The organism is Marivita geojedonensis, assembly GCF_002115805.1.
GTDB lineage: Bacteria > Pseudomonadota > Alphaproteobacteria > Rhodobacterales > Rhodobacteraceae > Marivita > Marivita geojedonensis.
Window position 1 is genome coordinate 31,134 of record NZ_JFKC01000005.1, and the last position, 25,611, is coordinate 56,744.

Sequence of the window (25,611 nt, forward strand, 5' to 3'; positions counted from 1 at the left end):
AGCCACGCGAAACACCATGGGTCAGCCCCCTCTCTTGGCGGCAACTGCACAGATGTATTCGAGCATTAGGGAGGCCCCCATCAGAGCCGTCACCCCGGCAGGGTCGTAGGCAGGCGCGACCTCGACCAGATCCATCCCGACGAAACCGATCCCGCCCGAGCGCCGAAGGAAACGAATGATATCATTGGGTGCAAGCCCATCAACGACCGGCGTGCCAGTCCCAGGCGCATAGGCAGGATCAAGGCTGTCGATATCGATGGTCAGATACGCAGGGCCACGGCCGACCACTTCCTCAATGCGGGCCTGCATCTCATCGGCGGTGTGATCGTGAAGCCAATTGCGATACAGAACCGTGATATCATCTTTATCGTCATAAAAGGTTCGGATGCCGATCTGAATCGAGCGGTTTGGATCAATCAATCCCTCTTGAATCGCATGATAAACAAATGTGCCATGATCAAGGTATTCGCTTTTTTGGGTGTCGCGATGGGCATCAAACTGCACCAGGGCAAGTGGCCCGTATTTTTCCGCATTGGCCTTAAGCATCGCATAGGTGGCGCTGTGATCGCCGCCCATCATGATCGTCTGCGCCCCAGCGGCAACCACTTGGCTGGCCAGCTCAGTTGCTACTTCATACATCTGCGCCCCTTGCCCACGCCGGAAAGGCACATCGCCGCAATCCACCACCGAAAGGCGATCAAACGGGTCGAACCCCCAAGGCCAGACCTCACCCCATGCCAGTTGTGTTGAAGCCTCGCGCAGGGCCGACGGCCCATAGCGCGAGCCCGAGCGGCCCGAGGTGGTCAGATCAAACGGAATGCCCAGTACGGCCATATCGACATCCGCAAAATCCATACTCGGGCGACGCCGCATAAACGTGCGGATGCCTGAATATGGCATTTCAACGTGTGTACCGTCTGGACCGCTTGCCGTCTGAAATACTCCTTCGTTCCCGAAGAGCTGTGACTTGTCACTCGGCATCCATCAATTCCCCGTGTATTTGAGCCAGGCGTTGCGGCGCTCCAATCGCCGCCAGATCGCCTCGATGATCATTACGACGATCAGATAGTTGAGCGCCGCGATATAAAAGACAGACAAATCAAACGTCTGAGCATAGATGAACCGCGCCTGCCCCAACACATCGCGCACAGTGATGATCGAAACCAGCGACGACGCCTTGAGCAAGAGGACAAGTTCGTTGCCGAAAGCTGGCAACATCCGACCTACTGTGATGGGCATGATGATCCTGCGAAAAATCTGAAGCGTTGTCAGGCCAAGCGCTGAACCGGCCTCGATCACGCCTTTGGGAACCGCAAGAATGCCGCCGCGCAAGATTTCAGATTGGTAGGCGGCTGAATTGAGGGTGAAGGCCAGCAGCCCGCAGTTAAACGCATCGCGGAAAAACCACCAAACGCCGATCGCCTTCAGCTCTTTATGAAACTGGCCCAGCCCATAATAGATGATGAAGATCTGCACCAATAGCGGCGTGCCACGCACAATATAGACATAGCCAAAGGCTGCTTTTGACAGCAATTTATTGCTACTCAACCGGGCTGCGGCGATCGGAATTGCCACGAAAAAGCCGAAGAACACGCCCAAGGCCGTCAGCATGACCGTGTTGGTCAGGCCAATGCGCCACAGTTCAAGGTTATCTGTCAGGTGGGATAACATTTATCTGCCCCCCAGATTCGCACTGGTGCGGCGTTCCAGCACCCTCTGCACTTGGCCCGAGAGAAATGCCAGCGATACGAATATTACAGCGAGAACCGTGTAGAAGAAGAACGGCTCTTTTGTCGTGGCAATCGCCCTGTTGGCATAGCGCACAAGATCGTTGACGGCGATGATTGAAACCAGCGATGTATCTTTGAGCAGGATCAGCCACAAATTGCCGAAGGCGGGAATACAGTGCCGCCACATCTGCGGGAGAACCACGCGAAAGAAAACGTGTCGGCGTTTCAGCCCAAGCGCCATCGCTGCCTCGGACTGGCCCTTGCTGACGGCTTGGTAAGCAGAGCGAACAACCTCGCCGCCAAGCGCGCTAAACACCAATGTCAGCGCCACGACGCCAGAGACAAAGGCGTTCAGAGAGATATTGGCGTCTGCCCAGACCAACCTCGCAAGGGCATTCAGGATGATCTGTAGTTGATAGTAGATGATGATCAGGGTCAGGAGTTCCGGCAGACTACGGAAAACCGTCGTATAGCCATTGGCAAAACCGCGCAGCAACCGGCTGTTCGAGTTCTTGGCCCATGCAAGCAGAAAGGAAAGTATCAAGGCCAGCGGGGCGGTCACAAAGGCAAGTGCCAGTGTCACCATCAATCCACGCGCCAGCTCATCGCCCCAGCCCGTATCACCGAATGCAAGAAGTGACAGGAGGTCCATTTCGGCCCCTTTCCGCCTGATTGATCAAGCTTTTGAGTGTGTGCAAGGCAGATGTGGACGGGCCAAACGTGGCGGCCCGATCCATTTTTAAGACGTCGGCACCGATTTATTTGTAGAGTTCCGTGGCCGTTTTCGGAGTCGTCATGATGTCAAAGTCGAAGTATTGGCCCCGGATCTCGTCATAGGTTCCATTGGCAACGATCGCCGCAAGCGCCTTGTTCAGATTTGACAAAAGCTCAGTATCTGATTGCCGCACGGCAATACCTGTGCCCTTGTTGCCATCCGACCGCGCAGCCTCGCCGATGAATTCACAGCAGGCGCCATCATCTTTGGCCAGCCACGCCCCCAGAACGAACTGGCTGGCATAAGCTGCGTCAACACGCCCAGATTCAAGGTCCAGCAAGGCATCATCTAGTTTGGGGTACAGCTTGATTTCACTGTCAGGGAAGTACTGCTGCAGCACCTCGACCTCGAGCGTCGATTCCTGCGTGCCGATGATTTTCCCGGCCATGTCTGAAGGCAGCGCATTGCCCAGCCCTGCATCCTTGGCCGCGATAAAGCGCGCCGCGTTGAAATAGTACGGATCGGTAAAGCTCACCACCTTCAAGCGCTCGTCGGTGATCGACATGGAGGCGATGATCGTGTCGAACTTGTTTGCGTTCAATGCCGGAATGATACCATCCCAGTCGGTCGTGACCCATTCGCAGGTGACCTTCATCTCGGCGCACAGAGCATTGCCGATGTCGATGTCGAAGCCCTTAACCTGCCCGGCGGAATCAAAAAAGTTGAACGGCGGATAGTAGCCCTCGGTTCCCATCCGCACCGTGTCTTGTGCCATGGCACCCGTGGCAAATGTGGCCGCCGCTATAGTCGCAATGAGTTTCGTGAGTTTCATGGTGTTCTCCCAGTTGTCGACCGCAATGGGCCTTGTACCAAGGAGAATACGGAGTCCGCATTTTCATTGATAATTGTTATTTCTACTTGTAAGAATAAATAAAATTTATAGTTGGCGCACATGAGCGATTTTGCAAACAATCTGGATTGGAACCTTTTGCGGGTCTTCATGGTGGTCATGCAGGAAAAAAACATGACCAAGGCGGCGGCGGCGCTCTATCGCACTCAGCCCGCCGTTAGCCAGGCGATGAAGCGGCTGGAAGAAAGCGCCGGAGTGCAGTTGTTCGAACGGCGCCGGTCCGGGCTGCTGCCGACGCGCGCCGGGCAGGAGCTGCTGGAACAGATAAGGCCGATCTTTGCCTCGATCGCCCGGATGCCACAGACGTTATCACAGGCGCCGCGGGCGGTTTCGGGTAAAGTGGTATTGGCCTCAATAGATCAAGTGATAAGCCCAGAGATCGATCGCGCTATTGAACGGTTCTTCTATGATCACCCGGCGGTCGATCTGGAAATCACCATCGAAACCACGGAAAAGATATTGCGCGCAGTCACTCTGGGCACAGTTACTCTCGGCATTACCGATGGCACAATCCCAGATAGCCTGGAGGCACGTGAGCTTCTTCACGAGCGCTTTGGACTTTTCTGTGGCCGCAATCATCCTTTGAATGGGAGGCGCGACGTGTCCAACAGCGAGTTGCGCGCCGAGCCCTTCATCGGCTTCAATGCTGATGTTCTGGGCGGCAAACATATGAGCGATGTCACAGCCTACCGTGCCAAGGTGTCCATCGGCCAGCGGGTGCGAGGCCAGTCACCCTATGTCAACGAGGTCAGACGCATGATCGAACTTGGTCTTGGTATCGGCTTCCTGCCGCTACATCTTGCAGAACCTTTCGTCGCCAAAGGAAGTCTGTGGCAGCTCCCCCCCTACAGCGAGGAGCCGTCGGCCAGGATCTATCTGGTCACCAACTCAGAAATTCAGCTTTCAGAAGCGGAGGAACTGTTCTGTGACTATGTTAGTGCCCATGCAGAGCGAACTGGAGCAATATCTTGAAAGTGAATTACACCACCCAAACGTTATGACGCCGAGGTTATTCTGCAGCAACGATATCGACGGACAAGGCTGGTGAAAAACGCGTCTCGATGGTTCAATACTATCCAGCGAAGAAAAGGCTTGAAATCTGCCGAAATCGATACCGTTGAAGGTCCGGTTCGGTGAAATTCGTTGCATCACCGAAAGGATGCCGCAAGTGCGAGAAAACGCTGTGCGAGTAATAGCTGCGTCAGCGAAAGTCTGGTTAGTCCGCATCTCGGACGTCGATGCTACTCGCAGCAAACGTCGGCTTCCCGCCCTTTTTTCAATTCCTGCACCATTCGCGGATGATAAAACTTGACTCTATCGAAGGGTCCGCTGCTCTCTGACTGTACGACAGTGTTCATTATTGACGCCTCGCGCGCTTTCAGAATTTCGCCTCTCACAAAAAAACTGCAGCCTCGAAGCCGCGGCACCGGTTCATTTTGGAAAGAGCCAAAAAAACCTGTTGGTTACGTCACCGGCTCACCCATACACACCACAGATGGCTTGTTTTCTCTTTCGGTTCATCCAGTTCAGGAACTGCGAGAGACTGTCGACCTGATCGTCGTGTTTGCCATTTGGAAACAGCATGAGTTCGCGCTGGAACTCGGGCAGCCACGGCGCCTCTCTGGGGATAAGAACATGGCCTGCTTCGATGAGCGGGGTGACACTCATGAGACGCGTGGCTTTGTCTTCGGTCGGGCGTCGGCCGATGATGTTCAGACCGGTTGATCGCTTCAAATCCTGGATAAGCTGTGTTCCTGATCCGGCGTCTTCGATCAGAATAGTGCGGGCACCGTGTTGCTTTGCATGCTGAGGGATGCGTTTGCGCAAGTCGGGATACTCAAGACGCAGGCGTGTGACATCAAGCAGCCACGCAGTCTTCCCCTGAACTCTCCAGGTGGTGCAGACAGAGAAGTCATTGGCTTCCGCCGCCTTGCAGGCGGTGTCCCAAGACTGCACCACTTGCCCGCCTTCTCGACGATCTGGGGGTGCCGTGTAGGTCTCGAACCAGTTCCATTTTACGAGGCCCCCACCAATCGGGGCCGGCCGTTGCTGGTATTGTGCCGCAAACACATATGACCCCAGTTCGTCTCTATAGCTTTCCAGAAGCGAGCGAGGCAGGCGTTGCGGATCGAGGAGATCCCCCGGCGCACGGCGAATGACCCCCCGGATACCAAGGTCGATCTCCATGCTCTCCTCGGCAATCGCCGGAAGATCGAGAAGGTGCCACCCACCCTGCTCGATCAGCACGCCGGCAAGATCGCCTTCGTGCACACGTTGCTGGATCAGCACGATGGGACCACGCGCCGGATCATTCAGTCGGCTCAGCAACGTGGTCCTGTACCAGTCGATCACCTGTTGGCGCTTGGTGTCAGAAACGGCCTCCTCCGGCTTGTGCGGATCATCGAGCAGGATAATGTCCCCACCCCGACCCGTGAGTGTCCCACCGATAGAGGTCGAGAACCGGCCACCGCCTTTGGTCGTTTCAAAGTCCGCCCGGCCACCCCTGCCCTTTGCAATCCGGGTCGCCGGGAAACAGGCCCGATACCACGGAGCCTGCATCACTCTCAGGCAATCAAGGGCCAGTTTCTCCGCAAGCCCTTCAGCATAGGAAACGGCGAGGATGCGCATGCGCGGGTTGCGCCCCATCAGCCAGGCCGGAAAGGCCACTGATGCGGCAATCGACTTGAGCGACCGCGGCGGCAACGTGATGATCAGACGGCGGTTCTCCCCCTGCGCAATCCTCGCAAGCTCATACGCAATGGCATCGATGTGCCATGTGTGCTGGTAGATGGCTCCCGGCGCAACGGTGGCAAAGCTGCGCTGAATGAACGATGAGAGATCGGTACGCAAAAGGGCATTGAGAACGTCTCCTGGATCAGGACGGCCCATCTGCAGCCTCCCCTTCTCCCGATCGTTTTCTGAGGACATGCTCCGCGTAGCGCTCCAGAATGTCCTCCTCCGCATCCGACAGTGATCGTTCCGCGGCGTCTGCATCCTTCTGTCTTGCGCGCTCAGCGGCGAGAGCCAGCAAGCGATCCAATGCGCGCGTCTCTCCATTCAAAGCCTTTGATCTCAGCCTCAGGAGAGCCGCTTTCTGGCTGCTGACGGTCTTTGGCTGGCCATTTTCGCGAATGGTCATTTTTTGGGTCAGGATCTCATCGAGGTCCGTTGCAAAATTGCGGGACCCCTTGGGACGCCCTCGAGGATTGCCCGATCTGCCCTTCTTGAACCGGCCCCACTTAGGTGGACGGCCATACCCCACCGCATCATCGTCCTTGTCCGTCCCGCTCATTGCCCGGCCTCCAGATCGGCAAGGCTCCGGCCATCAGACGCCCGGACGGGCTCTTCGCCTGTCTCCGCGCGCCAGCGGCGCAAGACGACGTCCACGTAGAGCGGGTCGATCTCCAACCCACGTGCGATCCGGCCGGATCGCTCCGCAGCAATCAGCGTCGCTCCGGCTCCGAGAAAGGGATCGAGGACGATGTCGCCGCGTTTCGACACATCCAGCAATGCGTCGCGGATCATCGCAAGAGGCTTTGCGGTGGGATGTGCCTGCAGTTCCGACATCCGGTCTTTTCGGAAGGTATTCACTCCGGGATAGCTCCAGAGGTTGGTCCGATTCCGACCAAAGCGCCCAAGCTGAACATTGTTTCGGTGTCCCAATGTGCCATTGCGAAAGACAAAGACCAGCTCATGTTGGCTGCGATATAGGCTGCCCATACCGCCATTGGTCTTGGCCCAAACACAAAGATTGAGCCAGGTTCCAAATGCCGTCAGTCCGGCTGTGCGCATCTCCCCGAGATGCCTCCAGTCCATAAAGGCAAACCAGACCGCACCCTCGCGGCTGTTGCGCGCAGCAAGCTGCAGCGTTTCCGTCAGAAAGGCCGTAAACGCTTCCTCACTCATCTCACCCGAGGCCTCGGCAAACTCCCGGTGGCTGACCCTACCTTTGCCGCTGACATGGCCGGTGATTGGCACATTATATGGAGGATCCGTGAAGCCGACATCCGCCAGATCCCCCTGCATGAGGGATGCGTAATCCTCCGAACTTCGCGCAGTGCCGCAAAGCACCCGGTGCGGCCCGAGTTGCCAGAGATCACCCGGCTGGGTGACTGCAGGCAAAGTCCGATCCGGCTCCAGCGCCTCTTCGGCGACCGCCGCGTCATCGCGAGAAGCATCGATGATCAGGTCGATCTCGGCCACCTCGAACCCGGTGGTCGCGAGGTCGAACTCAAGCTCCATGGACGAGAGGTCCGCAAGCTCATCAGCGAGGATGTCCAGATCCCACCCGGCATTCAGCGCGATTTTGTTGTCCGCCAACATAAGAGCTCGTTTGGCCGGCTCTGACAGATTTGGGATCCGGATCGCTGGCACGGTCTTGAGACCAAGTGACTTTGCCGCTTCGAGCCGGCCGTGGCCGGCGATCAGCACGTCGGCCTCGTCGATGAGAAGTGGATTGGTGAACCCGAAGGTTCGGATGCTTTCAGCGATCTGGGCGATCTGCTTTGGGCTGTGGGTACGGGCATTGCGCCGAGCAGGCTGCACCGCATCAATGGCAATGTGGTCATAAGACAGACTCATGGTCAGCTCCTCTCTGAGCCCCGCGCGCAAATACGCTCGGGCTGGATTAGGCGCGTCTTCACGCGTGAGAATTTTTTTGAGAGTGTTGCGACCGCTTCATCCAAAGCGGACCGAACGTGCCCCCATCCGAGGGCGAGCCGCCACGAAGTCATCCAACTTGTGGGCTTTTGCTGGTGCAGGATGGCTATCCAGCCGAACATCTCTTCAGACCAGCACTGAAAGAGTGTTATGTCCCAACCACTATATCTAGTGCATGATTCGCCTTTTTGATCAACACCTGCTCGGCCCCCTGCGGATCACGAGCACGTGATCATCTTCATCTGCCAGTCGCCCACCTCGTGATCTCCCTCTCGACTTCCCGCCCAACATGAGCGTCACTGTTGCCATGCCCGGTCAGACCCGGGCGCATCTCGGTACCAGGGCCGGCATAACGCTGGCCCGGAGAACCGAGGAGCAAACATGTACAGAACCACATCAACACCTCCGCGCGAGACCAAGTCCGCAATCCTGCGCAAACTGCTGAGCCGCAAGGCCGGCGCGGATCTGACCACCCTGCAATCCGCCACCGGCTGGCAGCCGCATTCCGTCCGCGCCGCGTTGAGCGGTCTGAGGAAGGCCGGATACAGGATCGACCGCGCGGATCCTGCCAAACCCGGCGGCGGCGCGGTCTACCGCATCACGAGCGGCCCGGAGAGCGCGACATGAAGCTCTCCCTAGCCGAGATCGACACCATGGACCGGGCGGCGCTGATTGCCGCCTGGGACGCGGTCTTCGGTACACCCATTCCGAAGCGCCTCAGCAGCCCGTTCCTGCGCCGGTTCCTGGCCTTCGAGATTCAGGGCCGGGAATGTGGCGGATTGCCAAAAGGCTTCGTCGGCAAGCTCACGAGGGCGGTTCGCGACGACCGGGGCACCAGCAGCGCCGCACTGAAGCCCGGCGGGCGCCTAATCCGGGAATGGAATGGCGTGACCCATGTGGTCGATGTCATCGACGGTGGCTTCGTCTGGAATGGTCAGCGTTATGCGTCGCTGTCGCCAATCGCCCGGGCTATCACCGGGGCCCGATGGTCCGGTCCGCGGTTCTTCGGGCTGAAGAGGTCGCGTTGACCATGAACAAACCGCGGATCCGCTGTGCCATCTACACCCGCAAATCCTCCGACGAGGGGCTCGACCAGGACTTCAACTCGCTCGATGCGCAAGCCGAGGCCTGCGCCGCCTACATAGCCAGCCAGCGACACGAGGGCTGGGTTGCGGGCAAGACCCGCTACGATGACGGCGGCATCTCCGGCGGAACGCTCGACCGGCCTGCCCTGCAGCGTCTTCTCACCGACATCGACGCAGGTCTCGTTCAGATGGTGGTGGTCTACAAGATCGACCGCCTGACCCGTTCCCTTGCCGACTTTGCCAAGCTGGTCGAGCGCTTCGATGCCGCCGGTTGTTCCTTCGTCTCAGTCACCCAGGCCTTCAACACGGCCTCGTCGATGGGACGGCTGACTCTCAACGTGCTCTTGTCCTTTGCCCAATTTGAGCGCGAGGTTACGGCCGAACGGATCCGGGACAAGATCGCAGCCTCAAAGAAGAAGGGGCTCTGGATGGGTGGCGTGCCGCCCCTGGGCTACGATCCGCACCCTGATCCGAAGACCCGGGGCCTCGTCATCAACGCGGATGAGGCAGAGACCGTTCGGACGATCTTCGCCCTCTACGACGACCTTGGCTGCCTGAATGCCGTGATGCGCCGGGCCAATGCCCTGGGCCTGCGCTCCAAGCTGCACCGCTTCCGCTCCGGGCGGGTCCAGGGTGGCAATCCGTTCTCGCGCGGCCAGATCTATGCGCTCCTGCGCAACCCGATCTACATCGGCAAGATCCGCCACAAGGCACAGATATGGGATGGGCAACATGAGCCGATTGTGGACGAGGCCCTGTGGGACCGGGTCCAGTCCAAGCTCCAGGCCGCCAGCGTACGCCCGCGGGGTTGGAAGACTGCTGCCCGGCAACTCGTTGCCACACCTGTTGCTCCGCTCACCGGGAAACTCCGTGATGAAACCGGAGATCGATTGACCCCGACGCACACTCGGCGTCATGGACGGTACATCCGCTACTATGTCTCGAACCGGTTGATTTCCGGCGGGACGGATCCACGAGGCTGGCGATTGCCCGCGCCGGCATTGGAACAGGCTGTAGCCAACGCCATTTCACGGCATATCGGGAAGCTGGCCCACGATCATCGGATTTGCGCACGACCCGATATGCAGCGCGGCGATGCGATCTTAGCAAAAGCTCAACGACTTGTGAGTAGGCTATCAGAGGGCGCGCCGGGGCATCTGCAGAAGATCTTGGATGATGGGCAGATCACGAAGAACGGCATTGTCTTGCGGCTGAATGTGGATGGTCTAGCCGAGGCACTTGGAGTGCAACCCAACGAGATTGACCATGCGGTTCTGGCCATCAAAGCTCCCTTCGAACTGCGCCGACGGGGTGTCGAGGGAAAGATCATTGTCGGCGACCGTGAGCCACAACCGGATCGTACGCTGGTTCGCGCTCTGTCCCAAGCGCATGCGTGGTCAACCGACTTGCGCAACGGCAAGCCCCTTGGAGAGATCGCCGCCGCAACACAGCATTCCGAATCCTACATCCGCACCAGGGCGCAGCTCGCGTTCCTCGCGCCTGCCATCCAGGGCGCGATCCTCGAGGGGCGCCAGCCTGCCGACCTGACGCTCGAACGGATCATCCGCAAACCCGTGCCGCTGGACTGGGACGCGCAGGCCAGGATGTACGGGTTCGCGCAAAGCCCGCGACATCCCTGATCAGCGCGCGGCGTTCCCTGTTCCCGCAGAAAACTTCCCTGATAATCGCGAAAATGTTCCCTGTTATTTTGCATAGGGAATTTTTGTGCAACGCATTGATAAAACGTGAGGATTCAGGGCTCAAAATCAGCCAAAAGGCCCAAATCCGAAGTATTTCCCTGTATATTCCCTGTTAGCAGGGAATTTTGGCGCTAACCGAAGCGCGTGATGGTGCCTCTAGAGACACTGCGCCGAAATCGCGCCAGCTCATGGGATTACAGTCGTCTCTCCGGCAGATGGCATAGCCCAAGCGCCCGGAAAAACGGGAGAAAACAGGGAAAGAAAGACTGTCCTGACAGAGATAGGTGTGGGTGGCGGAGACGAAGGGATTCGAACCCTCGAGACGGTTTCCCGCCTACTCCCTTAGCAGGGGAGCGCCTTCGACCACTCGGCCACGTCTCCGCCGACCCGTTTAAGGAAGCGTGCAGGCGGGGACAAGGCCAAATTGACCAAGGACAGATGAAAAGACTAGCCTGACGGGCAAACGGTCTGACGCAACCGAAAGGATCACCCGTTATGCCCCCGTCCCCGCTTGCCGCGCCGCTTGATCTGCCCTGCGGCGTGCGCCTGGCGAACCGCATCGGCAAGAGCGCGATGACCGAAGCACTCGCCGGGCCGGACGATGCGCCGAACGTGGCGCATGACACGCTTTATGCGCGTTGGTCCAAGGGCGGCATGGCGGTGCAACTGACCGGGAACGTGATGATCGACCGGCGGCATCTGGAGCGCCCCGGCAACGTGGTGGTGGAGGACCGGCGCGACCTGCAAGCGCTGAAATCCTGGGCTGCGGCGGGGAAATCGGGGGGCAGCCGGATCTGGATGCAGATCAGCCATCCGGGGCGGCAATGTCCGATTGTCGTGAACATGCGCCCGCTCTCGCCTTCAGCCGAGAAGCTCCGCATCCTTGGCCTCTTCGGCAAACCGAGGGAAATGACCGAGGCCGATATCGAGGATGTGATCCAGCGCTATGCAACCACCGCGCAGATCGCGCAGGAGGCGGGGTTTGACGGCGTGCAGATCCACGCCGCGCATGGCTATCTCATCAGCCAGTTCCTGTCGCCGATCACCAACCGGCGCGGCGATCGCTGGGGTGGGTCGGTCGAAAACCGTGCGCGGTTCCTGCGACGGGTCTATTCTGCGGTGCGCGCGACTGTGGGGCCGGGTTTTCCGGTAGCCGTCAAACTGAACTCCGCCGATTTCCAGAAGGGCGGGTTCAGCCTTGAAGACAGCACCCGCGTCGCGGCGTGGCTGGAGGAGGACGGCATCGACCTGATCGAACTGTCGGGCGGCACCTATGAGCAGATGAGTTTCGTCAACGGCACCGACACGTCCGAACAGCGCGACAGCAACAGGCGGCGCGAGGCGTATTTCCTCGATTACGCGCGCGAGCTCCGCAAAGCCGTGAACGTCCCGATCATGGTCACCGGCGGCTTCCGCAGTACCGACGCAATGGAGCAGGCGCTGACCGAGGACGGGATCGACATGATCGGCCTCGCCCGGCCGCTCTGCATAGACCCGGACGCGGCAGGCAAGCTGATCGGCGGGACCAAGCGGCAGGTGGGCATCGACGAGGCCGGGTTGATGCTGGGTACGGGATCGCTGGGGGCCAACACGAAAAGTTGGTTCATCAACCTGGTCAATACCGCCTCAAGCGTCGAATATTACGTGTCGCAAATGACCCGGATGTCGCGCGGGGAGCAGCCCCAGACCATCCACCGCATCAGCACGATCGGCACCTTCCTGTGGTATCTGACGATGACGACCGTGAATGGCGTGCGCCGCAAGATCGGCTAAGAACGCGGGCACGCCCCAAACCGCGTTACAGCGTCATCTGGAAATAGCGCAGATGCGGGATCAGCTCCGGCGTGATCGTCGCCACCGCGCTGTCATACGGTTCGGCGTCGCTGAACCCGAGCCGGTGATAGAGCGAAATCATGGGAGTGTTGCCCCGAAACGTATCGGCCACCAATTCGGACACGCCAAACTCTCGGGCCGCCCCGATCCGCGCTTCAATAAGCGCCGCGCCAAGGCCGGTTCCGCGATAGGACGGATGGACGTAGAGATGCTTCATCTCCGCCACATCGTCCGACACCCGGCGCAATGACCCGGTGCCAACTGCGCCCCCTTCGGCGTCATGGGCAAGGAAGTAGGCTCCCTTCGGCGGGAGCACCGCATCGAAATTCGAAAAGAAGTATTCGACATGCTGCATCACGTCGAATTCCGGTGCACCGAGGTCGCGGAACTTGTCATAGGCCCATGTCACATGAGCTGTCAAAAGCGCCCTTGCCGCCTCCATCGGAACATCATCCGCCCTCTGATACGAGACCAGACGCGCGGCACCTATGGCGGCATCATGATGATTTGAGTTGGGTACAAACATCTCCTGAATCTCTCCACCCAGCATGATAGCCTCCAACCTTTCCTCATTTACAACTTTTGTTAACCTCAGATGGCAAAATGCCCTAATCAGGAAAAAACACTCAAATGAAAGCCAAGCTATCATGTCGCTAGACTGGCGCAGCCTCCCGTCCCTCGCCGCGCTCCGGGCCTTCGATGCAACAGCCCGCAATGGAGACTTTGCCCGCGCGGCGCGTTCGCTGAACGTGACCCATGCCGCTGTGGCGCAGCAGGTGCGCGCGCTGGAGAAGGATCTGGGGATGAGCCTCGCCGTGCGCGAAGGCCGTTCGGTGAGGTTGACCCCGCTTGGCGTGGAGCTGGCACGGTCGCTTGCCGAGGGGTTCGAGACGATCGCTGACGGCATCGACACGCTGCGCCGTCGGGAACAACGGCGGGGCATCCGGATCACTGCAACGCCGTTTCTGGTCGACCGGATCATCACGCCACGGCTGTCCGAATTCTGGGACGCGCATCCCGGCTCCGAGATTTCGATTCACCCGTCGCGGGAATATATCGACATTGCGTCAGAAGGCTTCGATCTGGCGATCCGCGCGCTCCCGAACAGCACCGAAATGACGTGGCCCGGCGTCGATGTGGCCCCGTTGGCCGAGATGCTGGTTGTGGGGATCGTGGCGCCGAAGCTGCTCGAAGATGCCTCCGCCAACCCGCAGGACCTGCCGTGGCTGGAACATGACGGCATGATGAGCAAGCTGATCATGATGCGCGATTGCGGGCTGGAGGTTGAAAAGCTGACCTTTGTCCCGATCGGCAGCCCCAACCTGTTGATGGAGGCTGTGCGACAGGGGCTTGGGGCGACGCTGTTCAGCGAACAGTTCACCCGCGAGGATCTTGCGGCGGGGCGTCTTGTGCAGGTGCCCCTGCCCAAGACGCTCTACGCACGCTATCTCGCGGTGACGCCCAAAGGGCCGCGCCACGCTCTGGTTGAACCGTTTGTTGAGTGGGTGCGCACGCTCTTCTGACGTGCGCCTTGATCAGGTGTTGAAGAGGAAGTGCAGCACGTCGCCATCCTTGACGACATAGCTCTTGCCTTCAGCCCGCATCTTGCCCGCTTCTTTGGCCGCGTTTTCGCCGCCCAGAGAGACATAGTCATCATAGGCGATGGTTTCGGCGCGGATGAAGCCCTTTTCGAAATCGCCGTGGATCACACCGGCGGCTTGCGGCGCGAGCGTGCCTTTGGAGATGGTCCAGGCGCGGGCCTCTTTCGGACCGACGGTGAAATAGGTTTCAAGCTGAAGCAACTCGTAACCCGCGCGGATCACACGGTCGAGACCGGCTTCCTCAAGGCCCATTTCGGACAGGAATTCCTGCGCCTCTTCGGCGTCGAGCTGGCTGATCTCTTCCTCGATCTGGGCCGAGATGACCACATGGCTGTTGCCCTGTGCTGCGGCCATTTCGCCCACGGCGTTCGACATGGCGTTGCCGTCTGCCGCATCCGCCTCGGATACGTTGCAGACGTAAAGCACGGGCTTGGTGGTCAGCAGTTGCAGCATATCCCACGCCTTGCGGTCTTCGTCGTCGACCGACACGGTTCGCGCGGGTTTGCCCTCTTCCAGTGCGGCCAGAGCAGCCTTCATCAGGCGCTCCTGCTGCACCGCGTCCTTGTCACCGCCGCGCACCTTGCGGACGATGTTCTGGAGGCGCTTCTCAAGGCTTTCGATATCGGCGAGCATCAGTTCGGTTTCGATGGTTTCGGCATCGGCCACCGGGTCCACCCGGCCATCCACATGCACCACATCGCCATCCTCGAAACAGCGCAGCACATGGGCAATGGCGTCAACCTCGCGGATGTTGGCAAGGAACTGGTTGCCCAGACCTTCACCCTTCGACGCGCCTTTCACGAGGCCCGCGATATCCACGAACGTGATCCGTGTCGGAATGATCTGCTTGGATTTGGCGATCGCGGCCAGCTTGTCGAGCCGCGCATCGGGCACGGCCACGTCGCCCACGTTGGGCTCGATCGTGCAGAACGGAAAGTTCGCCGCCTGCGCCGCTGCGGTCTTGGTGAGCGCGTTGAAAAGGGTCGACTTGCCCACATTCGGCAAACCCACGATTCCCACCTTGAAGCCCATGTCGATCTCTCCTGATCCTGCGAAGTTGCGCCGCTTCTATGCGCTGACCGTCGGCGCTGCAAGACGGCTGAGATCGGGCATCATGCGCCGCCAGAACCGGTGGTTGAGCAGCACCGCCGCCCCGGCCAGACCCAGCACCAGCCCGATCCAGATGCCCGTGGCGCCCCAACCCACGACAAAGCCCAGCACATAGGCCGCCGGCAGACCGATGCCGAAATAGGATACGGCGGCATAGATCATCGGAACGCGCGCATCCTGCACGCCGCGCAACAGGCCCAGCGCCACGACCTGCGCGCCGTCCACCAGTTGGAAGATCGCGGCAAGGATCAGCAGGGTGATGCCCAGCGCAATGATTTCGGCCCGCGCAGGATCGTCGGGGTCGAGGAAGGCCGCGATCAGGGGTTCCGGCAGCGCGACGAACAGAACAATGGTCAGCGCTGCAACGAAAGCCGACAGCGCCAGTGCCACAATGCCACCCCGTGCCATATGCGGCCAATCCTTGCGCCCGAACGCATTGCCCGCGCGCACGGTGGCGGCATTGGACAGGCCCAGATGCAGCATGAAGGTCATCGACGCCAGTTGCAGCGCGATGCCATGTGCGGCCAGCGGGATGGTCCCGAGCCAGCCCATCATGATGGCAGAAGAAGCAAAAAGCCCGGTCTCCGACAGCGAGGTCAGGCCAATGGGCACGCCCAGTTTGAAAACCTGAACCAACATCTCGTTGTCCGGTTTCCAGAGCCGCTGGAACAGGCTGTGTTCGGGCACGAAAACGCGGATATAAACCACGATCACCAGCATCGAAAACACATGTGTGCTGAGCGAGGCAATGGCCGCGCCCTGAAGGCCCAATTCCGGAAAGCCGAAATTGCCGAAGATCAGCGCATAGTTCGCCAGCGCGTTATAGGGCACGGCCACGGCCGTAACCCAGAACACGACCTTGGTTTTCTCCAATGCGGCCAGGTAGCTTTTCAGCACCATCGTCACCAGCGCAGGCAACAGACCGAACGCCAGCACCCGCAGGTAGACTTGTGCCTCGCTTGAGATCACCTGTGTCTGACCCAACCGTTGCAGCAACGCCTCGGACCACCACAAAAGCGGAAACATCACCACGCAGAACAGCGCCGACAGCCAAAGCCCCATACGGGTGGCGCGGCGAACCTTCTGGTCATCGCCCTCGGCCGCATAGGAGGCCACCATCGGCATCACCGCCCAGGCAAAGCCGCATCCGAACAGGAACAGCGTAAAGAACAGTGTGTTGGCCAGCGTGACCGTGGCCAGCGCCTCGGCTCCGTACCAGCCGACCATGATCGTGTCGGTCAGGCCGATGGACATCTGCGCGATATGCCCGCCAACCAGCGGCAGCCCCAAAACGAGGATGGCCCGGATATGGGCCGGATATGACATCTGATCTGTGCGCATGGCGCTGCGTTAGACCGGCCCCTTGGACGGGGCAAGGGTTTTGTCGGGTCAGATGGCGCGCAGCAGGAATTGCGCGGCAAGAATGGCGATGACCAGACCGGCGCCTGTCTCGATCGCCCCGGCGATCCGCGCGGTGTGCGGACCGCTGGCAAACCGCGCCAACGTGCCTTCACGAAAGGTCACGGACCCGATGGCAGCGGCCAGAGTAACGCTCGCGGTTCCCAGACCCATCGCAAAGGTGCCAAGGATGCCGGCAAGGTCGATCCCCATGCTGACCGACAGGATCAGCAGGAACAGCGCACCGGTGCAGGGCCGGATCGCAATCGCACCGATCAGAACCAGCGCGTCCCGCAGAGACCGGACGTTTTGCGCCTGCTCCGGTGTCGGGCCGTGGGCGTGGCCGCAGGTGCTGCACACTCCATCATCGCCGTGGTGGTGATGATCGTGATGATGGTCCGAAACAGCCGGTGTCCAGTTCGACCAGAGGCGCGCCGCACCGCGCACCGCCAGCCACGCGCCGATGCCGCAGATCGCGGCATAGCTGAAAGGGGCGAACCAGTCTTCGGCAGCGCCAACCATCTCTTCACGTCCAAGGCCCAGGATCCAGACGCCCGCATAGACCACGACAATCGCGGTCGCCGCCTGTGCGAGGCTCGACAGCACCGCCAGCAGCGACAGTCGACTGAGCGAGACACGTTCGGCCACGCCATATCCCGCAATCAGGATCTTGCCGTGCCCCGGTCCGACCGCATGGAAGAATCCATAGCCGAAACAGACCGCCATCAGCGTCAGAATCGCGCCCGGCTGTTCGGCCCGCAGCGCGCGCAGGCCCTGCGCCATGCCGCTTTGCGCCGCGCGCTGGCCTTCGGCGGCCCAGCTTTCCAGCATCCGCGCCCCGTCAAAACCCCAGAGCCAGACCGCAAGCGCGACAACGACAACAGCTGCTAGTTGGAGGGCTGTGCGCATGAGATCGTGATCGTGTCGGAGAAATGAATGCCGACGCGCATCTCGTTGAAGATGTCTTCCATGGAACCGCCGTTCAGTTCCTCCTCGACCGCCGCCTGTGCTGCCGCCTGATTGGGGTCCGTCACAGTGGCTTCGCAGGCCGTGTTGGTCAGTGAGACCCCCTGCGTCACGTCATAGGCCACGTAATAGGTCGGGTCGTATTGCAGCACTTCCAGCCCTTCGACCGGCGTCGCCGGGATATCGCGGTAATGGGTCGCGGTGATAAACCCGTTCTCCACCGAGACTCCCGTCGGACGCGGGCGTGGCATCTCGATCTTGTCGCCGTTCGAATAGACGTAGAGATCGCCCTCGAACCCTTCCGGCCATTCGATAAGATCAAACCCGAACAGCGTATCGAGCTCTGCTTCGGTCAGCCGCCCGTCGCCATCGGAGTCCAGTCCGTAATCCTCAAGGATCAGAAGGGTGAAAAAATCGTCATAGGTCCATGTCACGGTCACGCCCGTGACCTCGGACTGTTCATTCACCTCGAACCGCAGGGCGGTTTCGACAAATATGTGCGGATGCGCACCCAAAGGCGCGGCGACCAGTCCCAAAACAAGGGCGAAAGCGGCATGTCTCATGGCTATCGGAGGTAAATCCCTCCGATAGCTAAAGCAAGCTCAACTGACAGCGACCGGCGCGGATTCGCGCACCTGTCAGCTGCGCCCTTTGCGCGTGTCCGGATGCAGCGACGTGCCAAGGATGTGCTCGGAGCGATGGATCACATGCCCCGCCCCGCCAACGATCAACGGATCTGGCGGCTGCGCGATGTCGAAATCCTTGCCCGGGTAGTCCAGCGTCGACAGGAAATGCTTCATGCAGTTCAGGCGCGCGCGCTTTTTGTCGTCGGATTTGACAATGGTCCACGGCGCATCGGCGGTGTCGCTGTAGAAGAACATCGCCTCCTTCGCCTCGGTATAGTCATCCCATTTGTTCAGGCTGGCCTTGTCGATGGGGGACAGCTTCCACTGCTTGAGCGGGTCGGTCTCGCGGCTGGCGAAGCGCTTGCGCTGCTCGTCCTGGGTGACCGAGAACCAGTATTTGTAAAGCCGGATGCCCGAACGGGTCAGCATACGCTCAAGCTCGGGTGTCTGGCGCATGAATTCCAGATACTCGCCCGGTTCGCAGAAGCCCATCACCCGCTCTACACCCGCGCGGTTGTACCACGACCGGTCATAGAGAACGATCTCGCCCGAGGTCGGCAAATGTTCGATATACCGTTGGTAATACCACTGGCCGCGCTCCACATCGGTGGGTTTGTTCAGGGCAACCACACGCGCCGTGCGGGGATTGAGGTGCTCGGTAAACCGCTTGATCGTGCCACCCTTGCCCGCCGCATCACGGCCTTCGAAGATCATCACGAATTTCTGTCCGGTGTCCTGCGCCCACAGCTGCACCTTGAGCAGCTCTGCCTGCAAAGCGGCCTTTTCGGCCTCATAGGCACGGCGGGACAGCTTGTTGGAATAGGGATATTTTCCGGTCTCGAACGCCCGGCGCACCTGATCGGCGCGCGGTGCCTTGTTCTGCGGCGGCGCGATTTTCTTCTCAGCACCGTTGGCGGCGGTCTTGACGTCTGCCTCGGCGGTCATGGCGGGTGGTGTGGTCATGCAGGGCTCCCGAAATATGCGTGTGATCGGTGAGACTCTATCGCATTCGGCAAAAGGTCTCTTTGACACGCATCAAAAACAGACGCCCCGCCCCATTGATTTTCCCGCCCGGTTCCGGCAATCGGTTGCGACCACCTATTGGAGACCGCCATGACCCGTATCGACGCCAAATTCGCAGAACTGCGCAAAGAGGGCAAAAAAGCCTTCGTGTCCTACGTGATGGCGGGCGATCCGGATTTCGACACCTCGCTTGAACTGGTCAAGGGCCTGCCGGGCGCCGGAGTGGACATCATCGAACTGGGCCTGCCCTTCACCGATCCGATGGCCGATGGCGCCACGATCCAGCTTGCAGGTCAGCGCGCACTGGATGGCGGCATGACACTCGACCGCACGCTGGAAATCGCGCGCCGGTTCCGCGAAGGCGACAACACGACCCCGATCGTGATGATGGGCTACTACAACCCGATCTATTCGCGCGGTGTGGACCTGTTCCTGACACAAGCCAAAGAGGCCGGTATCGACGGTCTGATCATCGTGGATCTTCCGCCAGAGGAAGACGAAGAGCTGTGCATCCCTGCGCAGGCTGCCGGTCTGAACTTCATCCGCCTTGCCACCCCGACCACCGACGACAAGCGCCTGCCGAAGGTGCTGCAGAACACCTCCGGCTTTGTCTACTACGTGTCGATCACCGGCATCACCGGCGCAGCCGAGGCACAGGCCGCCGATGTTGGGCCCGAGGTTGCGCGCATCAAGGCCAAGACCGATCTGCCCATCATCGTTGGTTTCGGCATCAAGACACCTGATGCCTCTCAGGCGATTGCGGGTGTCGCGGATGGCTGCGTCGTGGGCTCGGCCATCGTGGCCGAACTTGCCAGCGGCAAGCCGGTCAGCGAGGTTCTGGCCTTCGTCAAGTCGCTGGCCGACGGCGCCCACCGCGCCTGACCGGATGGCGGCACGGGCGGAATAGACGCCCTTAGGGATCAGTCGCGCGCCGCGTCCATACGTTTGCGCAGGCGCGCCAGGGTCGCGATCATCTCCGCGACCTCGTCGGGCTCCAGCGCGTCCGAAATCTCCGTCACATCCGGGGCGAGGCTGGCGATGGCTTCGTCCCGGAACGTGCGTCCGGCTTCGGTCAGCCAGACCTGCTTGCTGCGCGCGTCGTCGGGATTGGCGCGCATTTCGACCAACCCGCGCTTTTCCAGCCCCGCCAGCGTGTGGGTCATGCTGGTCTTGGGAACCTGAAACGCCCGCGCCAGCTGCAACGGCGTCCGCCCGTCCTGCACCCGGATCAAATGGTTGATGACGCTGAAATGCGGCAACACCATTCCGTCCGGCAGCCGCGCCTCGAAGGACGCGCGGCTCAGTTGGCTGATGATGCCGATTTCATTGAAGAGTTCGAAATAGAGACCGGTTACGTCCGGCCCTGTCTTGGTGTCAGGCATTCTTCGGTTTTGGTCTCATCCGGGTGTCCAGCGCCCAGCGCGGAGTGCGCGGCGTCGGCGCAGCGTAGCCCAGAAGCCCCAGCATTTGAACCGTTCCGCCACCGGGCGCATAGGCGTCTTGGATCGCCGTGTAGAGATCGGCCATTTCTGGGTATTCCTGCAACGCCTGACTGACCGGGCGGAGACCCAACCCGGCCCCGGTCGCCGCAAGGTTTGCCCGCAGCCAGCGGGCCCCTGTAGCGATCTGATCCTCGCGGGTGTTGCCATCCGTGACCTGCAACACCAGCGCAGGCGCCGAGGCAATTGCGTCCACCGTTCCCTGTATCGCGCCCTGCGCCGCCATCGTCGATGGGTCAAGCGAGGCTTCATGGGTCAGCAATCCTGCCATTGCCAATGCTTCGAACAGCGGACCACCAAGGTCGATCCCGTCGGGGTTGGCGTTGATCTCGGCCTTGCCGATGCGCAGAAGGTCGATGCTTTCCTTCCACGCGTCCGGCGTCGCCGCCTCGATCAGCCAAGCCTCCGTCGCGATCTTCCGCAGCGGACCGGCCTCGGGGCCTTCTGCCAGCACGGACACATAAGGCGTCACCGCCGCCCGCGCCCGATCGTCCAGAGTTCGATCCTCGAACACCTCCTTGTGGGTTCTGCGCGCCATCACATGAGCGAAAAGCGGATCGGGCGCGGCGGCGTCCGGAACAAAGCGACAGATCGCAACCGGGCCGGTCTCGCCTTCCGGGAAAAGCGTCTGGTCAATGCCATACCCCTCCTGCGCGGCGGCCATCCGCATCAGGTCGAGGAAACACCCCATGCCGACGGTCAGTTGCCGCGCAAACGGGTCGGTCACAGGCAGATCCCGCGCCGGGTCCCGCCAGATCGCGACGGTGTCTTCCCCGATCAGTTCCGCTTCCCAGGGCTGGCGATTGTGCGGATTCGGGGCCAAAAGCGCGCAGGACAGCGCCCGCAGACGCGGGTCGTCATACCCGCCGGCCAGGTCCCACGGTGCCAGCGCTTTTGTTGGCGTTCGGGTGCCTGCAAATACGCCGATACCGCCAGTTGCGGCAACAATCGTGCCACCCCCGATAAGTCCAAGTGTCTTTCGTCGCGAAAGGGTCATGGTAATCTCCATTGGTTCGATATCGCACTATATAGTACGATATCGCACCATTCAAGCAGCGAGGTCAAAAATGCCGCGTTGCGCCCTTTGCAACTGACTGGTAAAGAAAACTAACCAATATGACCGAAAGGCCGACTCATGCCCGTGATCACTGAAATCGAAGACCTCCGCCGCATCTACAAACGCCGCGTGCCAAAGATGTTCTTCGACTACACGGAATCCGGCAGCTGGACCGAACAGACCTTCCGCGAGAACTCCTCGGATTTTGACAAAATCTACCTGCGCCAGCGCGTCGCCATCGACATGGAAGGCCGCAAGACCGCGTCGCAGATGATCGGTCAGAATGTGTCCATGCCCGTGGCCCTGGCCCCGGTGGGCCTGACGGGGATGCAGCATTTCGACGGCGAGATCAAAGCGGCCAGAGCGGCCGAGAAATTCGGCGTCCCCTATTCACTCAGCACCATGTCGATCTGTTCGATCGAGGATGTGGCCGAGAACACGTCAAAGCCGTTCTGGATGCAGGTCTACACGCTCAAGGACGACGATTTCATGCAGCGCCTGTTCGACCGCGCAAAAGATGCCAAATGCTCGGCGGCGATCATCACGGTCGACCTGCAGCTGCTGGGCCAGCGCCACAAGGACGTCAAGAACGGTCTCAGCGCCCCGCCCAAGCTGACCCCGGCTTCGGTCGCGAACATGATGACCAAAGTTCAATGGGGCCTGGGCATGCTCCAGACCAAGCGACGGTTTTTCGGGAATATCGTCGGTCATGCAAAGGGCGTGAAAGACCCGTCCTCGCTGTCGTCATGGACGGCACAGGCGTTCGACCAGTCGCTCAACTGGGACCGCATCCGCGAATTCCGCAAGATGTGGGACGGCCCGCTCATCATCAAGGGCATCATGGATCCGCGCGACGCGCTGGAGGCGCTGAACGTCGGTGCGGACGCAATCATCGTGTCAAACCACGGCGGCCGTCAGTTGGACGGCGCGCTGTCGTCGATCCGCGCTCTGGCACCGATCATGGATGCGGTGGGAGACAAGATCGAGGTGCATCTCGACAGCGGCATCCGCTCCGGTCAGGACGTGCTCAAGGCGCTCGCGATGGGGGCCAAGGGCACCTATATCGGCCGCGCCTATGTCTACGGGCTGGGCGCCAATGGAGAGCAGGGTGTCACCGACGCGCTGAACGTGATCCACAAGGAACTGGAAGTGTCGATGGGCCTGTGCGGGCGCACGGATGTAAACGCGCTCGACCGCGACATCCTGATGATCCCGAAAGGGTTTTCCGGCGACTGGGAAGAGTGACGCCACGCGTCGGTGCGATCCTCGGAAAAATCCCAGGGATCGATCTGTCATAGGGTCCTCGGGTCAAGCCCGGGGATCACATTTGAATTCGGAGAAGAAGCGGCGCCGCCCTTTGGGCCTGACGGTTCTCTCAACTGCCGGGGTTTCCCCCGTGACCTGTGCCCCTTGGGGCCTTCGTGAAACCGGTTTCTCATGGTCGCCCCTGGCGGGGAACAAGAGAGTGTCAGTTCATGGTGTCGCGGCATGGGAGTGACCCTTCCCGCTCGATGCGCATCGTGGGCGGGGGTATGCGGTGTCAGGCGTTAAGGATTTGGAAATCCTGCGTGCGGTGCCAAGACCTTTCGAAAATGCGACCCGCCTCACACCCGCCGCAAAGCGGCGCGGCTCAGCACCGGCAACAGAATCAGCGTCACGGCAAAGAGCAGCCCGCCGATCACCGCGAAAGAGGTGGAGAGCCCGAACCCTTCGGACAGGAACCCCATCAACGGCGGACCGATGAAGAACCCGGCATAACCCACCACCGAAATCCGGGAAATCGCGTGGCTGCGGTAGCGGTTGGGCACCATGCGCCCGATCCAGGCATAGGCCATGGGCGCCATCACGGATACGCCCAGCCCGAGGATCGAAAACCCGAGATAGGCCACCCAGAGCGACGGGGCCGCCGCCGCAATGGTCGCGCCAAGCCCGGCCGTGACCGACGCCCAGCGGATCACCAGTTTCTCGGACAGGCGGTTGGCGACGATCTGACCGGCCAGACGACCCACCGCCATCGTTATCCCAAGGAGCGCGGGCCCCAGGGCGCCCTGCGCCGCACCGGCTCCGAGATTGCGTTCCAGATGCAACGCCGACCAGCCTTCGGTCGCCTGTTCCGACATGAAAGCGATGAGGATGATCATCCCGCCCGGCAGAAGAAGCGTCCACGGCAGAGGTGCCGCCTCGACCTCGTCTGCGCCGAGCTCCGGGTCCGCCACCGGTGCGGCTGCGGCCTGCAGCACGAGGCATCCGATCACAACCGCAGCGCCCGTCAGAACAGCCGCCGGCCCGAATCCCACTTCGCGCGCCAGTCCGGTCGCCAGCGCGCAGGCGGCATAGGCCACGGAAAACACCGCGTGATTGAGGTTCATCAGGCTCCGCCTGACCTGCGCTTCAAGCGCGCTGACCCGGGCATTCATGGCCACGTCAAGCGTTCCGGAGGTCATCGTGACACACAGCATCGCCAGCGTGAACGTGACACCGCCCGTGGTATGCCCCGGCAAAAGCGTTGCACCGGCCAGCAGAGCTGTCAGCACCGCCAGCGCCCGCGGGCCAAGCCCGCGTTCTGCCAGAGGCGCCAGCCACATCGCCATCACCGCACCGATCGAGGTGATCAGAAGCGCCAGCCCGAACTGCCCGTCCGACAGCCCGACCTGCGGCTTGAGTACCGGCACAAGCGCGGCGAAACTGCCCCAGAACACACCGACGGCGGCGAATCCGGCGGCGGGTCCACGGCTGACATAGAGATCACGCAGAAGGCTCATATCGCTGTCCGTGCCACGGCGGCAACGCGCGGTCCAGCCCACATTTGCCCGGATATGTGCGAAAACTGCACGCTTGTCTCTTGTCATGCCGCGCAATCCGGTCTATCGCGCAGCCTTCACGCGGGGTGACAGCCTTGGAGGCACCCTGCCCTTACAATTTGGAGATATATCATGGCTGGTGAGATTCCTGATCTCGTAGCTCTGGAACGGACGGGGACAGGCAAGGGCGCCGCTCGTCAGGCACGTCGCGACGGCCTGGTTCCGGGCATTGTTTTTGGTGGCGACAACGACCCGCTGCCGATCAACCTTCCCTTCAACGAACTGCTCAAGCGCCTGAAGAAAGGCCGCTTCAAGTCGACTCTGTTCAACCTGAAGGTCGAAGGGCACGAGGACGTGCGCGTGATCTGCCGCGACGTGCAGCGCGATGTCGTCAAGGACCTGCCCACGCATGTCGATTTCATGCGCCTGCGCCGCACCACCAAGATCAACCTCTTCATCCCGGTCGAGTTCATCAACGAAGGTGGTGCTCCCGGCCTGAAGAAAGGTGGCGTACTGACCGTTGTGCGTCCGGAAGTCGAACTGGTGGTGACTGCCGGTGACATCCCCGAGAAGCTGACCGTCGATCTGACCGGCCTGAACATCGGTGACACCGTGACCATTTCGGCGATCACCCTGCCGGAAGGCACCAAGCCGACCATCGACCGTGACTTCGTGATCGCGAACGTTTCGGCTCCGTCGGGTCTGCGGTCGTCCGAGTCGGAAGACGAGGATGCGGCAGAGGCGGACGAGGTTCCGGCAACCGAGCAGTCCGACGACTGAGACCTGTCATCCAGGTCTGGATCGTTTCATGGCCCCGCCTTTTGGCGGGGCCATTTGCATTCAAGGGTCATTGAACCACACCGGCTTTGATGGACAACTACCGCCGCCGGGTGTTCCT

At 60.7% G+C, this 25,611-nt stretch carries 25 protein-coding genes and 1 tRNA gene; 9 read left to right on the forward strand and 17 right to left on the reverse strand.

Annotation, left to right across the window (positions count from 1 at the left end; genetic code table 11):
- Nucleotides 1-21: 21 nt before the first annotated feature.
- From speB to MGEO_RS07805, 4 genes are all read right to left on the reverse strand, one after another.
- Nucleotides 22-981 carry an agmatinase gene (gene speB / locus MGEO_RS07790; RefSeq protein WP_050931868.1) on the reverse strand — a complete coding sequence of 320 codons (960 nt, stop codon included), beginning with the start codon at nucleotides 979-981 and terminating at the stop codon, nucleotides 22-24.
- A 3-nt stretch (nucleotides 982-984) separates the two neighbouring features.
- On the reverse strand, nucleotides 985-1,671 hold the full coding sequence (locus MGEO_RS07795) for an ABC transporter permease (RefSeq protein ID WP_050931869.1): 687 nt from the start codon (nucleotides 1,669-1,671) through the stop codon (nucleotides 985-987).
- Nucleotides 1,672-2,382: an ABC transporter permease gene (locus MGEO_RS07800; protein WP_050931870.1), complete on the reverse strand. Its 711-nt coding sequence runs from the start codon at nucleotides 2,380-2,382 to the stop codon at nucleotides 1,672-1,674.
- 106 nt (nucleotides 2,383-2,488) lie between these two features.
- A complete protein-coding gene (locus MGEO_RS07805) occupies nucleotides 2,489-3,277 on the reverse strand; it encodes a transporter substrate-binding domain-containing protein (RefSeq protein WP_050931871.1) in 789 nt (262 codons plus the stop codon).
- 120 nt (nucleotides 3,278-3,397) lie between these two features.
- Between MGEO_RS07805 and MGEO_RS07810 the strand changes: the two genes are divergently transcribed.
- Entirely contained in the window at nucleotides 3,398-4,327 is a 930-nt protein-coding gene (locus MGEO_RS07810) for a LysR family transcriptional regulator (protein ID WP_085636168.1), read from the forward strand.
- Between the two features lie 504 nt (nucleotides 4,328-4,831).
- On the opposite strand, the gene terL is transcribed toward MGEO_RS07810, so the two are convergent.
- From terL to MGEO_RS07825, 3 genes are read right to left on the reverse strand one after another with little or no spacing between them, the layout of a single operon-like run.
- Entirely contained in the window at nucleotides 4,832-6,244 is a 1,413-nt protein-coding gene (terL, locus tag MGEO_RS07815; RefSeq protein WP_158090990.1) for a phage terminase large subunit, read from the reverse strand.
- On the reverse strand, nucleotides 6,231-6,647 hold the full coding sequence (locus tag MGEO_RS07820; protein ID WP_085636170.1) for a DUF5681 domain-containing protein: 417 nt from the start codon (nucleotides 6,645-6,647) through the stop codon (nucleotides 6,231-6,233). The genes terL and MGEO_RS07820 overlap by 14 nt, the downstream gene beginning before the upstream one ends.
- A complete protein-coding gene (locus tag MGEO_RS07825) occupies nucleotides 6,644-7,936 on the reverse strand; it encodes a site-specific DNA-methyltransferase (RefSeq protein WP_085636171.1) in 1,293 nt (430 codons plus the stop codon). The genes MGEO_RS07820 and MGEO_RS07825 overlap by 4 nt, the downstream gene beginning before the upstream one ends.
- Before the next feature lie 459 nt (nucleotides 7,937-8,395).
- Between MGEO_RS07825 and MGEO_RS07835 the strand changes: the two genes are divergently transcribed.
- Genes MGEO_RS07835 through MGEO_RS07845 form a run of 3 tightly spaced genes read left to right on the forward strand, consistent with a single transcriptional unit; the run spans nucleotide 8,396 to nucleotide 10,739 of the window.
- Entirely contained in the window at nucleotides 8,396-8,641 is a 246-nt protein-coding gene (locus MGEO_RS07835) for a DUF3489 domain-containing protein (RefSeq protein ID WP_085636173.1), read from the forward strand.
- Nucleotides 8,638-9,042, forward strand: coding sequence for a DUF2924 domain-containing protein (locus tag MGEO_RS07840; protein WP_085636174.1), 405 nt, complete (start codon nucleotides 8,638-8,640; stop codon nucleotides 9,040-9,042). The genes MGEO_RS07835 and MGEO_RS07840 overlap by 4 nt, the downstream gene beginning before the upstream one ends.
- A gap of 2 nt (nucleotides 9,043-9,044) precedes the next feature.
- A complete protein-coding gene (locus MGEO_RS07845) occupies nucleotides 9,045-10,739 on the forward strand; it encodes a recombinase family protein (protein ID WP_085636175.1) in 1,695 nt (564 codons plus the stop codon).
- Nucleotides 10,740-11,090: 351 nt separating this feature from the next.
- Here MGEO_RS07845 and MGEO_RS07850 read toward each other — a convergent pair.
- A tRNA-Ser gene (locus MGEO_RS07850) sits at nucleotides 11,091-11,180 on the reverse strand.
- 114 nt (nucleotides 11,181-11,294) lie between these two features.
- Between MGEO_RS07850 and MGEO_RS07855 the strand changes: the two genes are divergently transcribed.
- Nucleotides 11,295-12,572, forward strand: coding sequence for an NADH:flavin oxidoreductase/NADH oxidase family protein (locus MGEO_RS07855; protein WP_085636176.1), 1,278 nt, complete (start codon nucleotides 11,295-11,297; stop codon nucleotides 12,570-12,572).
- 25 nt (nucleotides 12,573-12,597) lie between these two features.
- On the opposite strand, the gene MGEO_RS07860 is transcribed toward MGEO_RS07855, so the two are convergent.
- Nucleotides 12,598-13,182, reverse strand: coding sequence for a GNAT family N-acetyltransferase (locus MGEO_RS07860; protein WP_158090991.1), 585 nt, complete (start codon nucleotides 13,180-13,182; stop codon nucleotides 12,598-12,600).
- 97 nt (nucleotides 13,183-13,279) lie between these two features.
- Here MGEO_RS07860 and MGEO_RS07865 point away from each other — a divergent pair, with 97 nt between their 5' ends.
- Nucleotides 13,280-14,155 (forward strand): LysR family transcriptional regulator, encoded by an 876-nt coding sequence (locus MGEO_RS07865; protein WP_158090992.1) that lies wholly within the window; start codon nucleotides 13,280-13,282, stop codon nucleotides 14,153-14,155.
- Between the two features lie 12 nt (nucleotides 14,156-14,167).
- On the opposite strand, the gene ychF is transcribed toward MGEO_RS07865, so the two are convergent.
- From ychF to ppk2, 5 genes are all read right to left on the reverse strand, one after another.
- Entirely contained in the window at nucleotides 14,168-15,265 is a 1,098-nt protein-coding gene (gene ychF, locus MGEO_RS07870; protein WP_085636178.1) for a redox-regulated ATPase YchF, read from the reverse strand.
- A 36-nt stretch (nucleotides 15,266-15,301) separates the two neighbouring features.
- A complete protein-coding gene (locus MGEO_RS07875) occupies nucleotides 15,302-16,684 on the reverse strand; it encodes an MATE family efflux transporter (protein WP_233139755.1) in 1,383 nt (460 codons plus the stop codon).
- Between the two features lie 48 nt (nucleotides 16,685-16,732).
- Nucleotides 16,733-17,650 carry a nickel/cobalt transporter gene (locus tag MGEO_RS07880; RefSeq protein ID WP_085636179.1) on the reverse strand — a complete coding sequence of 306 codons (918 nt, stop codon included), beginning with the start codon at nucleotides 17,648-17,650 and terminating at the stop codon, nucleotides 16,733-16,735.
- On the reverse strand, nucleotides 17,629-18,270 hold the full coding sequence (locus tag MGEO_RS07885; protein WP_085636180.1) for a DUF1007 family protein: 642 nt from the start codon (nucleotides 18,268-18,270) through the stop codon (nucleotides 17,629-17,631). Before MGEO_RS07885 ends, MGEO_RS07880 begins: the two co-directional genes overlap by 22 nt.
- A gap of 75 nt (nucleotides 18,271-18,345) precedes the next feature.
- A complete protein-coding gene (gene ppk2 / locus MGEO_RS07890) occupies nucleotides 18,346-19,296 on the reverse strand; it encodes a polyphosphate kinase 2 (RefSeq protein ID WP_085636181.1) in 951 nt (316 codons plus the stop codon).
- Nucleotides 19,297-19,446: 150 nt separating this feature from the next.
- On the opposite strand from ppk2, the gene trpA reads away from it, so the two are divergent.
- A complete protein-coding gene (trpA, locus tag MGEO_RS07895) occupies nucleotides 19,447-20,238 on the forward strand; it encodes a tryptophan synthase subunit alpha (protein ID WP_085636182.1) in 792 nt (263 codons plus the stop codon).
- A gap of 38 nt (nucleotides 20,239-20,276) precedes the next feature.
- Here trpA and MGEO_RS07900 read toward each other — a convergent pair whose 3' ends face one another.
- Nucleotides 20,277-20,738, reverse strand: coding sequence for a MarR family winged helix-turn-helix transcriptional regulator (locus MGEO_RS07900; RefSeq protein WP_085636183.1), 462 nt, complete (start codon nucleotides 20,736-20,738; stop codon nucleotides 20,277-20,279).
- Nucleotides 20,731-21,852, reverse strand: a complete 1,122-nt coding sequence (locus MGEO_RS07905; protein WP_085636184.1) for an Acg family FMN-binding oxidoreductase — start codon at nucleotides 21,850-21,852, stop codon at nucleotides 20,731-20,733. Before MGEO_RS07905 ends, MGEO_RS07900 begins: the two co-directional genes overlap by 8 nt.
- Before the next feature lie 138 nt (nucleotides 21,853-21,990).
- Here MGEO_RS07905 and MGEO_RS07910 point away from each other — a divergent pair, with 138 nt between their 5' ends.
- Nucleotides 21,991-23,157, forward strand: a complete 1,167-nt coding sequence (locus tag MGEO_RS07910; protein ID WP_085636185.1) for an alpha-hydroxy acid oxidase — start codon at nucleotides 21,991-21,993, stop codon at nucleotides 23,155-23,157.
- 359 nt (nucleotides 23,158-23,516) lie between these two features.
- Here MGEO_RS07910 and MGEO_RS07915 read toward each other — a convergent pair whose 3' ends face one another.
- Complete coding sequence (locus tag MGEO_RS07915) at nucleotides 23,517-24,761, reverse strand: MFS transporter (RefSeq protein WP_233139756.1); 1,245 nt, start codon at nucleotides 24,759-24,761, stop codon at nucleotides 23,517-23,519.
- An 84-nt stretch (nucleotides 24,762-24,845) separates the two neighbouring features.
- Here MGEO_RS07915 and MGEO_RS07920 point away from each other — a divergent pair, with 84 nt between their 5' ends.
- The gene (locus MGEO_RS07920) at nucleotides 24,846-25,493 is read left to right on the forward strand and encodes a 50S ribosomal protein L25/general stress protein Ctc (RefSeq protein ID WP_085636186.1); all 648 of its coding nucleotides are present in this window, start codon (nucleotides 24,846-24,848) and stop codon (nucleotides 25,491-25,493) included.
- The last annotated feature ends 118 nt before the right edge of the window (nucleotides 25,494-25,611 follow it).